Raw genomic sequence first — 14,732 nt, 5'->3', positions numbered from 1 at the left:
TCCAGACTGGGAAGGTTATTTCTCAACCTGCCACAGAGAACCCAGTGAGCTCAGCAAGCCCTGGCTGGCTCCTTGCTGGCCAAGGAATTGAAGGGCTACCGGTGCCAGTTGGGCAACCAAAGCCGGATCAATGCCCAGCATGTTGCATACACTGTTTACTGTATCCATGTTCTTGATGGTGTCACCCAGACCGCCGGGTATGGCAGACATCAGGCTGTCCATGCCAGGGATCAGTTTACCCAGTTCATTCTTTTGCTCACCACCGAGACTGTTCTGTGCCAGGGCCAGCAGGGCACCGGCGCCACCCACAGCCTGTTCACCGGACAGGCCCTTAACCTGATCAGTCAGTGCAGATACCAGCGGGGAGCTGGCCTGCGCCTGTTCGCTGCTGCCGGCGACTTCTTTCACGATACCGCCAAGGTCATCCAGGCTGAATGCATACGAAGGCAGGGAGGTAAAAGGCAATGCCAGAGCCAGTACCGCACAGGCCGACGTTTTCGCAAAGTGCTTACGCATGAAAATCTCCTTTGTTGAAATACGCCAATTTATAGATGCTTATGATGGTTGGCGCTGGAATATCATTGTGCGCTTATGGGTCAGTAATGTCACCGCGATGATGTCAGAAATGCGTAAGGATGTGCCGCCCGGTTACAGGGATGAGACGGCAAACCACAGTATTGAGCCGCCGGCAGTACAAAAAACCAGAGCAGTGAGCGCATCGATGACCCGGGTTATTCGTTGCAGGCGCTGCTGAATTGCCCGGGTGGTCAGAACCGACGCCAGCATGGCAAACCAGAAAAACCCCATAGCGAACAGCAGGAATATGGCACTTACCCGGCCGGGGCCAGACATGGTTGCCGGAATCAGGGTAGAGAGCAGGCTGACAAAAAACACCAGCGCCTTGGGGTTAAAAAGGTTGGTCGTTAGCCCTTTTACAAACGCCTCCCGGTGCGTGGAAAGCTGTGCTGCCGTCTTTGTTACGCCTGAGTCAGGGCTTCGCAGTGCGCTTTTCAATGCACCTGTCCCCAGCCAGAAAAGGTAAGCGCCTCCGGCAATCTGGACCACGTTATAGAGCGTTGGGTCGCGGTGAACCAAAAGGCTGATGCCGGAAATGCTGAGGGTCGCGTGGATGGCAATCCCCACCGCCAGCCCGAGAGCGACAGCGACGCCTGTCTGCCGCCCGTACCGGGCAGAATTTTGTACCACCAGGGCGAAATCCGGTCCCGGGCTTGCCAGCGCCACGATAAAGATACCGGCCAGCGAAAAAAGCACCTGCGCATCAGTCATGTTTGGTATCGCTCCTTTCAGACAATTTCAGGGGAAGTTTCTTTTCATCCATGTTTTGGCCGGTTTCGCCAGGCATCGTAAGTGAAGATGATCAGCGCCAGCCAGATAAATACAAATGTTGTCGCCTTGTCAGCGGTAAAGCGCTCGCCGTAAAACGCGACAGCGAGGATAAACATCAGGCTCGGGCCGATATACTGGAAAAAGCCCAGCGTGGAAAGCCGGAGCCGGGTAGCCGCACCGGTAAAGCACAAAAGCGGCAGGGTGGTGACAATGCCGGCGGAAAAAAGCAGCAGGTTCAGCGTCGTGCTGTTGCCAGAGAGATCAGAGGTTGGGGAGTCGGCAATGCCGAACAGGTAAATAAGCGCAACGGGTAACAGCACTGCGGTCTCGATAAAAAGCCCGGTTGCGGCATCGGCACGTATTTTCTTTCTCAGGAGCCCGTAAGTACCGAACGAACCGGCAAGGAACAGCGCAATCCACGGCAGAGAACCGAAAGTGACTAACTGTACCACGACGCCGGTTGTTGCCAGTAACACTGCAAACCACTGTAACCGACGGAACCGCTCACCAAGGAACAGCATGCCAAGCACAATACTGATCAGTGGGTTGATGTAATACCCAAGGCTGGCATCCAGCATCAGGTTGTTATTAACCGCCCAGATAAACACCAGCCAGTTGGCACCAATAAACAGGGAAGTGATCGCCAGAAGCCCAAGGCGTTTTGGCGAACGAACCAATGTTTTCAGCGAGCTTACATTTCCGGTCAGCCAGATGATGGCGGCGAGAAAAACAAATGACCAGATAACACGGTGAGCCAGGATTTCCGGTGCCGGCACTTCCGTGATTGCCTTGAAGTACACGGGGGCAATTCCCCACATGGTAAAGGCACCCAGAGCGAGTAATACACCTTGCCGGGTCTGGTTCTGGTCGGTCACGGGAAAATCCTTCTTATTATTGATTTACTGTTTTTTTCCGTTAAAAACAGTTGATGGACTAGTCAGTATATGGAGGAGGTCGTGGAAATCCCAGCACATTTTTCCACCGGCTGCGGTTGGCGGAACAACCCTGCGCGGGTAGAATGGGCGGCTGTTTTTATGGCTAGAGTGGCGGCATGTCCTGTATCGAAGAACTGACAAATTCCCCGGCGTTCCAAGACGGTGAAACCGTGCTGAGGGAGGTCTTCGGCTACCAGACATTCCGTGAAGGCCAGAAAGGTGTCGTGGATGCGGCGATCGAAGGCAAAGACTGCCTGGTGATCATGCCGACCGGCGGTGGCAAGTCACTGTGTTACCAGATACCGGCTTTGGTGCGCGACGGCGTGGCCGTGGTGGTTTCACCACTTATCTCCCTGATGAAAGACCAGGTAGACCAGTTGGCGGCCAACGGTGTTGCCGCCTCCTGCCTGAACTCCTCCATGACACCGGAAGCCCTCAGCCAGACCCTTCGTGATCTGCACGCCGGTAACATTAAGCTGCTGTACGTTTCCCCTGAACGGGCATTGATGCGAGAGTTCCTGGAACGCCTCGACTCGTTGAACATCGCCCTGTTTGCCATCGATGAGGCGCATTGTATTTCCCAGTGGGGGCATGATTTCCGCAAGGAATATGCCGCTCTTGGCCAGCTTCGGGAGCGATTCCCGTCAGTTCCGGTGATGGCGCTTACTGCTACCGCAGATGAAACTACCCGGGCTGATATCCTAGCCCGTCTGTCACTTGCCGACCCCTATATTTACCTCGGCAGCTTCGACCGCCCGAATATCCGCTATACCCTGGTGGAAAAACACAAACCCCAGGCCCAGCTCATTCAGTTCCTTACCGGTCTGAAAGGCCAGAGCGGCATTATTTACTGCAACAGCCGGAAACGGGTGGAGCAGGTGTGCGAGAAGCTGTGCGAAACCCATTTTGCTGCTGCGGCTTACCATGCCGGGATGAGTGCCGACGAGCGCGCCCGGGTGCAGGAAGCCTTTCAGCGTGACGATGTCCAGATTGTGGTTGCAACGGTAGCTTTCGGCATGGGGATTAACAAACCCAACGTGCGGTTTGTGGTTCACTATGACATTCCGCGCAATATCGAGTCCTACTATCAGGAAACCGGACGTGCCGGGCGGGACGGTCTGCCGGCTGAGGCGATGATGCTTTACGATCCCGCAGACATGGGTTGGTTGCGCCGCTGCCTGGATGAAAAGCCGGAAGGCCCACAAAAGCAGGTTGAAAGTCACAAACTTAATGCCATGGCAGCTTTCGCCGAAGCCCAGACCTGCCGACGGCAGGTGCTGCTCAATTACTTCGGCGAATACCGCCATGACGCCTGCGGCAACTGCGATGTGTGCCTCGATCCGCCAAAGCGCTTTGACGGTACGGAAATGGCGCAAAAAGCCATGTCCTGTGTTTACCGGGTGAACCAGAGCTTTGGTATCGGCTATGTGGTGGAAGTCCTGCGCGGGATGCAAAACCAGCGCATCAAGGATCACGGCCATGACAAGCTTTCAACCTGGGGCCTCGGCAAGGACGAGAGCCACGAGTATTGGGTCAGTATCATCCGCCAGCTTGTCCACCGTGGTTTCCTGATGCAGAACATTGCCCGCAATTCAGTGCTCCAGCTGACTGAACAGGCCCGCCCGATACTGCGCGGCGAACTGTCTCTGGAGCTTGCGGTGCCACGGCTGGGGCTCAGCCAGCGTACCCGGGCAGACAAGATCGGCAGCCGCCATTACGACAAGAAGCTGTTTGCCAAGTTGCGTAAGCTGCGTAAGGCAATCGCTGATGAGGATGATATCCCGCCTTATGTGGTGTTCAATGACGCCACCTTGATCGAAATGGCGGAGATGTTGCCGACGTCCCAGGCAGAAATGCTGGCGGTGAACGGTGTGGGGCAGGTCAAACTGGATCGGTATGGCGAGGCTTTCCTCGACTTGATTGAAGATCACCTGACCATGGGTGATTAGGCAGGGTGTAGCCCTGGCGCATGGAGTGCACGATGAGTTTTTCTTTTTCCTCCCTGGAATTTAAACCGGATGAAGGCCGCTTGGTTCTGACAATACCGGAGCTGGATTTCGACAACGCACCGGCCCTGATGGCTGGTTTTCTTTCAGTGATTGGGGCGCACGCAACCGAAGCCCAGACCGATGCGGATTTACACAGCTGGCTGGTGGATTTTGAAGGTTGCCGTCTGATGCTCCGCGCCGAGCATTACAGTACTTCAATGTGGCTGGAAACCCTGGATGGAACAGGGCAGGAAGAACTGGCATTTCTGGCGGGTTGGCTTGGTAAACGCTGATAGCTCAGCGGTTTACCGTTAGCAACACTTTGAAAGTACGCCACTGTCTTAACATTCAAATCGATTAATGTATAATCATCGCCCTTTGGCGGGAGAAGGCGGCTGTTTAGCTGAATTTCTCCTGAAGATGAAATTTGGGTTCCCTCACCCCCAATTAACAAAAAGGTTCTGACATGCAGACTTTTTCCCCTGCTCAGCAGCGTAAGGCTCTGGGTTACCTGGTACTTTTCCACCTCTTTATCATCGCGTCCAGCAATTACCTGGTTCAGCTCCCGTTTACCCTTTTCGGTTTCCACACCACCTGGGGGGCGTTTACTTTCCCGTTTATTTTTCTGGCAACAGATCTGACGGTCCGTATTTATGGGGCTGGTATGGCCCGGCGTATTATCTTCCTGGTGATGCTGCCGTCTTTGGTTATTTCCTATTTGCTTTCTGTGGTGTTTTTCCAGGGAAGTTACCAGGGCTTGGCGCCGCTGGGAGAATTTAACCTGTTTGTATTCCGTATCGCGGTGGCAAGCTTTATGGCTTACCTGCTGGGCCAGATCCTCGATATCCACGTGTTCAACCGCTTGCGCCAGATGAAACAGTGGTGGGTGGCTCCGGCGTGCTCGACCATCTTTGGTAATGCCAGTGATACCGTGGCTTTTTTCGCCATTGCGTTTTACAAAAGCCCAGATGCCTTTATGGCAGAGCGCTGGACAGAAATCGCGTTGGTGGATTACACCTTCAAACTGGTGATCAGCCTTGGCCTGTTTGTCCCGATTTACGGCGTACTGCTCAATATGATCATTCGCCGTATTACCACAGTTTCACAGCAAAGCGGGCAAGTTATGGCTTCTGAGATAAAATAAAAATGAGGCCGAAGGACAGGATGTGAGACGTTCCCATCCCGTTTGCTACTAAATGATTTCGAAACCGGCGCAATGCCGGTTTTTGTTTTTTTGGAGTTTGCCCATGGAAATACGCAGTACTGATTTCGAAGAAGCGGTCCAGGTGCTGAGCCGCATCAGCGAGTTTTGCCGGGGGGAAACCGTTGAGTCCCTCAGGCAACGGATTGGACGCCGGCCAAACCTTGTGCTGGTGGCGGAGAAAGACGGAGAGTTGCTGGGCGTCAAAATTGGTTACCAGCTGGATGATGACTGCTTTTACAGTTGGCTGGGTGGGGTTGTACCGGAAGGGCGGCGCCAGGGAATTGCAAATATGCTGCTCATCCACCAAGAGCAATGGGCAAAAGAAAAGGGATACAAAGAAATCCGGGTTAAATCCCGTAACCGGTTTACCGCCATGCTTTGCATGCTGCTGAATAATGGGTACCAGGTTGAACATTTGGAGAAAAAAGACGGGGTAGGGGACTACCGCTTACATTTTGTTAAACACCTGATTTAAATGAGTAACGAAAATTAAATGGAAAAAGATCTCATTTAGGGGTTGTGCAATGATAATGAGAATGGTTATTATTAACTCGCACTCAGGGACACCTCCTACCGAGAGTGGTTCTGATGGCACGACATTGCTCACATTGCTTCCAGTGTATTAAAGCTAGGGCGCGACGGTTTCCCCCGAAGGTCCAAAATTCAGCTTATAGCGACGTGTTTACACGTCGCTTTTTCTTTTGTGCCGCCATCCCTGGCCTAGGGCCATTAAGCCATCTCTACCAGTTTGGCCACCAGTTTATTAATGCCGCTTGCCGCCTCACTGATGTTTCCAGCCAGCATATATGCCGGAGTAGAAAGCACCTTTCGTGCAGGGTCTACAACAAAGCCATCAACCGGGCACTCAACGTGCTCACCACCCATAACACTGAATGCAGATGCGGTTTCATGATCAGTTCCGATGGTACCCATGGCTCCTTCACCGTACACGGCTGGGATCATGACCGGTGAAATACAGATGTAACCCGCTGGCTTGTTTGCCTGGGCAAAGGCCTTGCAAGCAGCCAGCACATCCGGGTTCACGGTATGTGCAGAGCCTTCAAAGGCAAAATTTGACAGGTTTTTGGCTGCGCCGAACCCGCCAGGAAGCAGCAAGGCATCAAACTCACTGACATCCAGCTCTTTCACATCACGGATGTTGCCTCTGGCAATACGAGCTGCCTCAACCAGCACATTGCGGGTTTCATCCATCTCTTCACCTGTCAGGTGGTTAACCACATGGTGTTGGGCAATATCTGGGGCAAAACACTGCCATTTTGCGCCGTTTTGCTCAACCGCCAACAGGGAAAGGACAGCTTCGTGTATTTCTGAACCGTCATATACACCACATCCGGACAAAATTACCGCTATGTTTTTCATTTTTATTTCCTCGTCTTGAATGCAAAAAAGGCACGAAAAAAACACTGAATCCAGATACATCACAGAACAAAAATCTAGCAATTATGATGATGTAATGAGTGGATTCTGTATTTTTTTCCACAATAAAGGATCGGTGAGCGATCCTGATCAAGATCATTGATCTGTATTTAAAGTTTTGAATTTAAAGGATATAAAAATAAGATCAGAGTAAATTTCAAACAAAGCCTAAGATTCATAAAATTATTACCAACAAACTTATCCACAGGGTGGAAGAGTTTGTGAACAAACATCCGGTTAACAGATTCCCCTCTACATGGCATGCTAGTAGCCAATCAAATTCCAAGCGTACTGCGATGGGTCACCCGGGCTCATCAGTAACCGAGTTTAATTATGGCAACGATTCCAGAAAATCCATTGATCCTGGTTGATGGTTCATCCTACCTCTACCGTGCGTACCATGCAGCCCCTAATCTCACCAACAGCGATGGTGAGCCTACCGGAGCAGTATACGGCGTGGTCAACATGCTGCGCAGCCTGATCCGTCAGTTCCCTCAGTCTGAGGTGGCAGTCATTTTTGATGCCAAGGGCAAAACTTTCCGTGATGATATGTACGCGGAATACAAGGCAAACCGTCCACCCATGCCGGATGATCTGCGTTGCCAGATCGAACCGCTGCACCAAATTATCAAGGCAATGGGCTTGCCGCTCCTGATGATAGAAGGGGTGGAAGCAGATGACGTAATTGGTACCCTGGCACGTCAGGGATCAGCGGCCGGGATGCCGGTTCTGATCAGTACCGGTGACAAGGATATGGCGCAGTTGGTGGATGAGAATGTTCTGCTTATCAACACCATGACCAATATCGTCCTGGATGTAGAAGGGGTCAAGGAGAAGTACGGTTTTGGCCCAGAGCATATGATTGACTACCTGGCTCTGATGGGGGACAAGGTCGATAACATTCCGGGTGTGCCCGGCGTTGGTGAGAAAACCGCAACGGCGCTGATTACCGGTATCGGTGGTCTGGATGAGCTGTTTGCCAACCTGGACAAGATTGCCCCGCTCGGTTTCCGTGGCTCCAAAACCATGGCTAAGAAGCTCGAAGATAACCGCGAAGGTGCTTACCTTTCCTATGCACTTGCTACTATCAAGTGTGATGTCGAGCTTGATGTTACTCCACAAGAACTGCGTAAAGGCGAAGAAGACCGCGATACCCTGGTTGCCCTTTATGGCAAGCTGAACTTCAAACGCTGGCTGGCGGAACAACTTGATGGCGGTACCTCAGTTGCGACTTCTGCACCGGCTGCGGCAGCTTCTTTTGCGTCTGCAAGCAGTGCCACCGATAGCGCGAGTGATACCTTTGCGCCTGCTGCCATTGACCGCAGCAAGTATGAAACCATCCTGACAGAAGATGATTTCCGCCGCTGGATGGACAAGCTCAATTCAGCGTCCCTGGTTGCGTTCGACACCGAAACTGACAGTCTGGATTACATGGTTGCCAACCTGGTAGGCGTTTCCTTTGCTGTCGCAGAAGGTGAAGCGGCTTACCTGCCTGTTGCACATGACTATGTCGATGCACCGGAGCAGCTCAGCCGCGAGTGGGTGCTGGCTGAAATGAAGGTCTGGCTGGAAGACCCAGCCAAACTGAAAGTCGGTCAGAACCTGAAATACGATGCCAGCGTACTGGCCCGCTACGATATCAACATGCGGGGTATCGCCTTTGACACTATGCTGGAGTCATATGTCTATAACAGTGTCGGCGGCCGGCATGACATGGATAGCCTGGCGCTGCGTTTCCTCCAGCACAAGTGCATCAGTTTTGAAGAAATTGCCGGCAAGGGCAAGAAGCAGCTGACTTTCAACCAGATCCCGCTGGAGCAAGCTGCTGAATATGCTGCAGAGGATGCTGATATTACCCTTCGCCTGCACAATGCGCTGAACCCAAAAGTACAGGCTGATGAAAACCTGAAGATCGTTTTTGAACAGGTGGAAATGCCTCTGGTACCTGTACTGTCACGGATGGAGCGCAACGGTGTACTGATTGACAGTATGAAGCTTGCCCAGCAGTCTCAGGAAATTGCAGTCCGGCTGGATGAGCTTGAGCGCAAGGCGTTCGATATTGCCGGGGAAGAGTTTAACCTCAGCTCACCAAAGCAGCTTCAGGCTATCCTGTTTGAGAAAATGGGCCTGCCGGTACTGAAGAAAACACCTTCCGGGACTCCTTCTACCAATGAAGAAGTGTTGCAGGAACTGGCACTGGACTACCCGCTGCCAGCGGTTATCCTTGAGTACCGTGGCCTTGCCAAGCTGAAGTCGACTTATACTGACAAGCTTCCAAAGATGGTGAATGGGGAAACCGGCAGAGTCCATACTTCCTACCATCAGGCCGTCACTGCTACCGGCCGCCTGTCATCAACCGATCCTAACCTGCAGAATATCCCGGTACGTAATGATGAAGGCCGCCGGATCCGGCAGGCATTTATCGCCCCCGAAGGCTATACCATCCTGGCTGTCGACTACTCCCAGATTGAACTGCGGATTATGGCGCACCTCTCCGGCGATGATGCACTGGTGGATGCATTCCGCCACGGTAAGGACATTCACGCTGCCACTGCAGCAGAAGTGATGGGTCTGGACATTTCAGACGTCACGTCTGAAATGCGCCGCCGTGCCAAGGCAATCAACTTCGGCCTTATCTACGGTATGAGCGCTTTCGGTCTGTCACGCCAGTTGGGGATTCCGCGTGGTGAAGCTCAGGACTACATGAACCTGTACTTTGAGCGTTACCCTGGTGTGAAACGTTACATGGAAGAAACCCGCCAGCAGGCGTCTGAAATGGGATACGTTGAAACCCTGTTCGGCCGTCGCCTGCACCTCCCTGATATCAAGTCCAGCAACGGTATGCGCCGTAAGGCTGCCGAGCGTGCGGCAATCAACGCGCCGATGCAGGGGACGGCTGCAGATATTATCAAACGTGCCATGGTGCTGGTGGATCAGTGGCTGCTCCAACAGGAGCCGGGTACAGCTCGCATGCTGATGCAGGTGCACGATGAACTGGTTCTTGAGGTGAAATCGTCGCTGGTTGACAAAGTTGAAAGTGAAGTACGGAAATTAATGGAAGGTGCAGCTCTGCTGTCTGTACCATTGATTGCGGATGCCGGTCGCGGTGATAACTGGGATCAAGCCCATTAATTGTTAATAAAAATGCAATAAATAACCAAAGCCGGCAAAGTCCGGCTTTTTTTATTCATAAATAAAGCCCTTGGCGTCAACGGCTTATATCCTTTTATTACCACTTATTGAAATAAAATTACGAAATAAGCTTTCTTTCTGTTACCTGTTGGGTTAAATTAGACCAAGTAGGGTACAGAGGTAAGATGTTCTATCTTTCAGACCTTTTGTTTCACGTTATTGGATTTGGCTGAATCAGCTGCCCCAGTCGTTAGTGACTGGGGCTTTTTTTATGTCTGAAAATCACGGTGGCCACTTGGATTGTGTGAGCTCAGGCAGAATCAAAATAAAATTAGAGTAAATACTTTAATATTGGCAGGTGGTACGTATAATAGTCAGTGCTTCTTGTTCATTTTTTTAGCCATGCTGGCATAGATATCTATCGCCAGCGCGGTAACCCCTTGTATTTATGCCGACCTTCTCTGGTCGGTATTTTTTTACCTGCTGTTTTCTGAAATTTCCTTACAAAGACATACAATCGGTGGCGAGATAGCTGAAATCTTTTTTATTTACACCAAATAAGCATCCGGAAGGAAAGATAAGAATTGTGAATACAAGCGGTTAGAGGGGAGACGTAAAAGCAGGTATTGCGAAAGAATCAGTAGGCGGGAAGGTGGGATATGGCAAACTTGCATGAAACAGGATAATCATCAACACTTTAAATATAACTATGATGATTATCCTCCGATTTCTCTCCCTTTACCCCACTGACAGGTGGGGTATTTTTATTCGGTGCCCTCGTCAGGTTCTGCCGTTTCTTCCTGCTCCAACACTTCCGTGATCAGGTTGGCCTGGTACCACTGGTCCAGTTTGGCGCGAACTTTGTCCACTCCAATACCCTTAAGAGACGAAAAAGCTTCTACCTGGACATCGCCACAAAACGCGAGAGCGGCTTCCTGAACCATGGTGAGTTGCTTCTTGCGTGCACCGCTTTTCAGCTTGTCAGCCTTGGTCAGCAAAACAAGAACTGGCAGGTTACATTCCACTGCCCAATAAATGAGTTGCTGATCGAGATCCTTCATTGGATGGCGGATATCCATCAGAACAACCAAACCTTTAAGTTGTTCACGTTTTTGCAAATATTCACCCAGTGCTTTTTGCCACTTAAGCTTCATTTCCTGGGGAACCTGCGCATAGCCATATCCTGGGAGATCCACAATGTGGCATTCATCCGTAACCTTAAACAGGTTGATGAGCTGAGTACGGCCGGGAGTCTTACTGGTTTTCGCCAGATTCTTCTGGTCTGTCAATCGGTTAAGTGAACTCGACTTACCTGCATTTGACCGGCCGGCAAACGCGATTTCGATACCGGTATCATCCGGAAGATGACGGATATCCGGGGCACTGGTAATGAAGTGCGTCTGGCGATAGTTAAGTGGAAAATTCACTGTTAACTCCATCTCGACTTTATGTAGTCGGCTAATTACTTTTATGTGAAATTGTGTAAAATAACCGTGCTCGGCTTATGGTCGCTCATTGTACCATGTTGTTACCATGAAAGAGCGGTTCTGGAAGCTTGATAATTATAAATGGAATGTCATGAAGAAATTAGCGCTGATAATGACCCTCCTTGCCAGCAGCAGTGTTATGGCCCAAGGAGATGTAGAGGCTGGGAAAGCCAAAGCCGCAACTTGTGCCGCTTGCCACGGTGCTGACGGTAACAGTGCTTTAGCCCAATATCCCAAGATTGCCGGACAACACCCTCGTTACCTGGAAAAGCAGCTGATTGAGTTTAAGCTCGGTCAGAGCAGTGGTGGTAAACAAGGCCGGTATGATCCTGTAATGAGTGGCATGGCTGCCCCGCTGTCTGAAGTGGATATGGCCGATCTGTCCGCATACTTTGCTTCCCTGGAAATGTCTCAGGGAACAACGCCTGAAAACTCACTGGATGTTGGTAAGCAGCTTTACCTTGCCGGAGATGCTGAACGTGGTATTACGGCTTGTGTGGCTTGCCATGGCCCACGGGGTAACGGTACGCCATCTTCGGGCTTCCCGAAAATTTCCGGCCAGCATGCGGAGTACACCCAGATTCAGTTAACCAAATTCCGGGATGGTCAGCGTAACAACGACCTGAATGGCATGATGGGCTCTGTCGCTGCCAAACTGTCAGATGCAGAAATAACTGCCCTGTCCCAATACCTTGGTGGCTTGCACTAATATCCAAAGTGCCATCAAACCGCGAATTCTGAGGGCAGCTACCGCTGCCCTCGCTGTTTTATGCCAGACGTCCATCTCCCGCAGTTCCTCTTTTCTTACCCTGCCTGTAAGAGATCAGCCATAGAATGCAACGGATTTCACTGAATTCGCAGCGGGATAAATTTTTAACTTCCTTGTAATTCATGCTGTTAAAAGATTTGTTGAGTGCAACAAACATAACAATGTGAGCTGAAAAGGTTTTTCTTCAAGCTACTTTATCTAGACTAAACATGTCGACAGGGAGTTGGCGAAGGAACAGGAAAAGCCAGGATGGCGGCGCAGGATAGCGCGAAGGATACAGAAGGACCGGGTCCGGGAAGGACTGTCTTGGGACAGGGGAGTTAAGGAACGCCAGGCAAGGCCTTAAGGAAGAGCGGCAGTGCGGAGTCTCTGCCGGGCAAGGATGGCCGAATGAGTTTCTGGAATGAAACATGTGCTGGGAAGCCCTGTTAGGGATGACAGGAATACAAGGAAGCTAAAAGGATTGCCAACCGTCACCAGGGTGGTGAAGAACAGCAAACTTTCAGGGAAGCGTACTAAACAGATGGACTTGAACCGGGAAGTTGTATTTCGTTAAGGATAAGACGTCACAGAATACGTTCTCAAGAACGATGTTAGCGGCAGGTTGATACCTGCCGCTTTTTTCTTTCCTGCCTTTTTGTTACAGTGCCGCCATTTCGCGCAGAGATCGAAATATGTCCAATTGCCCTCTGTGTCATGGGGCGAACCTCTCCCCCTACCACAGCGACAGGAAGCGGAGTTACCTCCAGTGCGGCAACTGCCGGCTGGTGATTGCCGATCCCGCATCCCGTCTGACCCCAGAGCAAGAAAAAGCGGTCTACGATCAACATGAGAACTGCCCTGATGACCCCGGTTATCAGACATTTCTCTCCCGTTTGGCTGCACCGCTCGTGGAAAAACTCCGGCAGGAAAACCTGGCTGGTGTTTCAGGGCTGGACTTTGGTTGCGGACCGGGACCTGCACTTTGTCAGATGCTGACACAGGCTGGTTTCCCGACAGTTGGCTATGATCCCTACTATGCGCCGAACACTCAATTGCTGGATACCCAATATGATTTCGTGACTTGCACGGAAGCCATTGAACATTTTTATACACCAGCAAAAGAGTGGCAGTTACTGATGAGTCTGGTCAAACCGGGAGGTTGGCTGGCCATCATGACAAAACTGGTGCGCAGCCCAGAGGCATTTGCTGGCTGGCACTACAAGAACGACCCAACTCACGTCAGTTTCTTCAGCCGGGAGACCTTTGGTTTTCTGGCAGAGCGTGACGGACTCCAGCTGGAGTTCGCTGCAGATGACGTCATGTTATTAAAGAAGGTACAAGCATGACCCGTAAAAGAAAGGGCCGTCGCCCTGGTTCTGAAGGCCCGGCCCGCTACGATGACCGTGCGCCGTCAAATGACGAGCTGGCCAGCCGCATGATGAAAAAGCTGAAAAAGCGTAAGGGCCACAAAGCCGGCTCTCGCCATTCAGCAGCTGAAACCGCTGCTGCGGCAAAGACCCGCCAGCAACGTGATCCGCGCCTTGGCAGTAAGAAGCCAATCCAACTGGTTGTGGAAGCCAAGCCGCATCCAAAATCTGCCGAAGCGAAGAAACAGCGCCGCATGAATGCTGAAGAAGAGCTGGCGATGCTGGAAAATGATGCCCAGTTGCACGTATTGCTTGGCCGTATCGAAAACGGTGAGCGCCTGGGTGCCGGCTTGCAGTCTTATGTCGATGAAAAGCTCGACCGTATTGAAGTACTGATGAAGCAACTCGGTCTTTACGATGAGGCAGAGGAAGCTGAATCAGAGAACAACACCAAAGGTAAGGCTCACCAGTCAGACAATGACCTGCTGGATACCTTTGACCGTTTTGATGAAAACAGCTGGGACAAGGAGTAAGTCTTGCAAACCTCGGTGATGTTAATGCTGGTTGCCGGCGGCCTGATTATTTTCGGTCTGTCTGTGTATGCCGGTTCACTTCTGATGAAACTGCGCCGCCAGAACCAACTGCAAAAGCAGGCGATGGATGACGCGATTTCTGCTCGTAACGACAAGATCATTGAAAGTGTCAATGTGATTGCCTTTGCAGCCCAGCAAAAGCAATGTGACCTTGCAGAGGCCGCTATCCGCCTCTATATGATCATGGATCACTTGCAGGGTGAACGTCGCATAGAGTTTCCGCAGCGCTATCCGGCGCTTTATGAGCTCTATGATGAAGTGAAAGACCTCGACCGGGGAGAGTCCCGCAAGACCTTGCCTAAAAAAGAGCGTATGCAACAAGATCTCAAACGCATGAAAGCTGAAGCGCGTCTGGCTGAAGCAATTCAGGTTGAATTGGGTGAAATTCTGGCGTTTACCGGCTTCAGGCCGGAAGATGCCCATATTCTTGCCAGTTAGGCAACTCCTGTAGCTCAAATTGCCGGGTTGGTTATGATCCGTCCGGCAATTCG

Annotated in this window: 14 protein-coding genes; 9 read left to right on the top strand and 5 right to left on the bottom strand. The window is 51.5% G+C overall.

What is annotated here, in order from left to right; genetic code table 11:
* Positions 1-15 precede the first annotated feature (15 nt).
* The 3 genes from NF212_RS16690 to rarD all read right to left on the bottom strand — a co-directional run bounded on the left by NF212_RS16690 (position 16) and on the right by rarD (position 2,222).
* Positions 16-516 carry a DUF2780 domain-containing protein gene (locus tag NF212_RS16690; RefSeq protein WP_434357553.1) on the bottom strand — a complete coding sequence of 167 codons (501 nt, stop codon included), beginning with the start codon at positions 514-516 and terminating at the stop codon, positions 16-18.
* A 132-nt stretch (positions 517-648) separates the two neighbouring features.
* On the bottom strand, positions 649-1,287 hold the full coding sequence (locus NF212_RS16685; protein WP_434357551.1) for a LysE family translocator: 639 nt from the start codon (positions 1,285-1,287) through the stop codon (positions 649-651).
* A gap of 44 nt (positions 1,288-1,331) precedes the next feature.
* Positions 1,332-2,222, bottom strand: coding sequence for an EamA family transporter RarD (gene rarD, locus NF212_RS16680; protein WP_434357549.1), 891 nt, complete (start codon positions 2,220-2,222; stop codon positions 1,332-1,334).
* Positions 2,223-2,398: 176 nt separating this feature from the next.
* Between rarD and recQ the strand changes: the two genes are divergently transcribed.
* The 4 genes from recQ to NF212_RS16660 all read left to right on the top strand — a co-directional run bounded on the left by recQ (position 2,399) and on the right by NF212_RS16660 (position 5,949).
* Positions 2,399-4,231, top strand: coding sequence for an ATP-dependent DNA helicase RecQ (gene recQ / locus NF212_RS16675; protein ID WP_434357547.1), 1,833 nt, complete (start codon positions 2,399-2,401; stop codon positions 4,229-4,231).
* A 32-nt stretch (positions 4,232-4,263) separates the two neighbouring features.
* On the top strand, positions 4,264-4,563 hold the full coding sequence (locus tag NF212_RS16670) for a DUF3630 family protein (protein ID WP_434357545.1): 300 nt from the start codon (positions 4,264-4,266) through the stop codon (positions 4,561-4,563).
* Positions 4,564-4,736: 173 nt separating this feature from the next.
* Positions 4,737-5,414 (top strand): 7-cyano-7-deazaguanine/7-aminomethyl-7-deazaguanine transporter, encoded by a 678-nt coding sequence (locus tag NF212_RS16665; protein WP_434357543.1) that lies wholly within the window; start codon positions 4,737-4,739, stop codon positions 5,412-5,414.
* 103 nt (positions 5,415-5,517) lie between these two features.
* On the top strand, positions 5,518-5,949 hold the full coding sequence (locus tag NF212_RS16660; RefSeq protein ID WP_434357541.1) for a GNAT family N-acetyltransferase: 432 nt from the start codon (positions 5,518-5,520) through the stop codon (positions 5,947-5,949).
* Between the two features lie 254 nt (positions 5,950-6,203).
* Here the strand turns inward: NF212_RS16660 and elbB are convergent, their stop codons facing one another.
* On the bottom strand, positions 6,204-6,854 hold the full coding sequence (gene elbB, locus NF212_RS16655) for an isoprenoid biosynthesis glyoxalase ElbB (RefSeq protein ID WP_434357539.1): 651 nt from the start codon (positions 6,852-6,854) through the stop codon (positions 6,204-6,206).
* 390 nt (positions 6,855-7,244) lie between these two features.
* Between elbB and polA the strand changes: the two genes are divergently transcribed.
* A complete protein-coding gene (gene polA, locus NF212_RS16650) occupies positions 7,245-10,043 on the top strand; it encodes a DNA polymerase I (RefSeq protein WP_434357537.1) in 2,799 nt (932 codons plus the stop codon).
* A gap of 764 nt (positions 10,044-10,807) precedes the next feature.
* Here the strand turns inward: polA and yihA are convergent.
* Positions 10,808-11,482 (bottom strand): ribosome biogenesis GTP-binding protein YihA/YsxC, encoded by a 675-nt coding sequence (yihA, locus tag NF212_RS16645; protein ID WP_434357535.1) that lies wholly within the window; start codon positions 11,480-11,482, stop codon positions 10,808-10,810.
* 139 nt (positions 11,483-11,621) lie between these two features.
* Between yihA and NF212_RS16640 the strand changes: the two genes are divergently transcribed.
* The 4 genes from NF212_RS16640 to NF212_RS16625 all read left to right on the top strand — a co-directional run bounded on the left by NF212_RS16640 (position 11,622) and on the right by NF212_RS16625 (position 14,679).
* Positions 11,622-12,239 (top strand): c-type cytochrome, encoded by a 618-nt coding sequence (locus tag NF212_RS16640; RefSeq protein ID WP_434357533.1) that lies wholly within the window; start codon positions 11,622-11,624, stop codon positions 12,237-12,239.
* Positions 12,240-12,973: 734 nt separating this feature from the next.
* Complete coding sequence (locus tag NF212_RS16635) at positions 12,974-13,627, top strand: class I SAM-dependent methyltransferase (RefSeq protein WP_434357531.1); 654 nt, start codon at positions 12,974-12,976, stop codon at positions 13,625-13,627.
* Positions 13,624-14,181 (top strand): Der GTPase-activating protein YihI, encoded by a 558-nt coding sequence (gene yihI / locus NF212_RS16630; protein ID WP_434357529.1) that lies wholly within the window; start codon positions 13,624-13,626, stop codon positions 14,179-14,181. Before NF212_RS16635 ends, yihI begins: the two co-directional genes overlap by 4 nt.
* Positions 14,182-14,184: 3 nt before the next feature.
* On the top strand, positions 14,185-14,679 hold the full coding sequence (locus NF212_RS16625; RefSeq protein ID WP_434357527.1) for a DUF2489 domain-containing protein: 495 nt from the start codon (positions 14,185-14,187) through the stop codon (positions 14,677-14,679).
* The last annotated feature ends 53 nt before the right edge of the window (positions 14,680-14,732 follow it).

The organism is Parasalinivibrio latis (assembly GCF_036825535.1).
Classification (GTDB): domain Bacteria; phylum Pseudomonadota; class Gammaproteobacteria; order Enterobacterales; family Vibrionaceae; genus Parasalinivibrio; species Parasalinivibrio latis.
This window is presented reverse-complemented; position numbering and strand designations above follow the sequence as displayed.

Bases quoted from the DNA above. Each gene is read 5' to 3' on its own strand.
- recQ (WP_434357547.1), top strand. From the start codon at position 2,399: ATGTCCTGTATCGAAGAACTGACAAATTCCCCGGCGTTCCAAGACGGT.
- NF212_RS16690 (WP_434357553.1), bottom strand. From the start codon at position 516: ATGCGTAAGCACTTTGCGAAAACGTCGGCCTGTGCGGTACTGGCTCTG.
- NF212_RS16660 (WP_434357541.1), top strand. From the start codon at position 5,518: ATGGAAATACGCAGTACTGATTTCGAAGAAGCGGTCCAGGTGCTGAGC.
- NF212_RS16670 (WP_434357545.1), top strand. From the start codon at position 4,264: ATGAGTTTTTCTTTTTCCTCCCTGGAATTTAAACCGGATGAAGGCCGC.
- yihA (WP_434357535.1), bottom strand. From the start codon at position 11,482: ATGGAGTTAACAGTGAATTTTCCACTTAACTATCGCCAGACGCACTTC.
- polA (WP_434357537.1), top strand. From the start codon at position 7,245: ATGGCAACGATTCCAGAAAATCCATTGATCCTGGTTGATGGTTCATCC.
- NF212_RS16640 (WP_434357533.1), top strand. From the start codon at position 11,622: ATGAAGAAATTAGCGCTGATAATGACCCTCCTTGCCAGCAGCAGTGTT.
- yihI (WP_434357529.1), top strand. From the start codon at position 13,624: ATGACCCGTAAAAGAAAGGGCCGTCGCCCTGGTTCTGAAGGCCCGGCC.
- elbB (WP_434357539.1), bottom strand. From the start codon at position 6,854: ATGAAAAACATAGCGGTAATTTTGTCCGGATGTGGTGTATATGACGGT.
- NF212_RS16665 (WP_434357543.1), top strand. From the start codon at position 4,737: ATGCAGACTTTTTCCCCTGCTCAGCAGCGTAAGGCTCTGGGTTACCTG.
- NF212_RS16685 (WP_434357551.1), bottom strand. From the start codon at position 1,287: ATGACTGATGCGCAGGTGCTTTTTTCGCTGGCCGGTATCTTTATCGTG.
- NF212_RS16635 (WP_434357531.1), top strand. From the start codon at position 12,974: ATGTCCAATTGCCCTCTGTGTCATGGGGCGAACCTCTCCCCCTACCAC.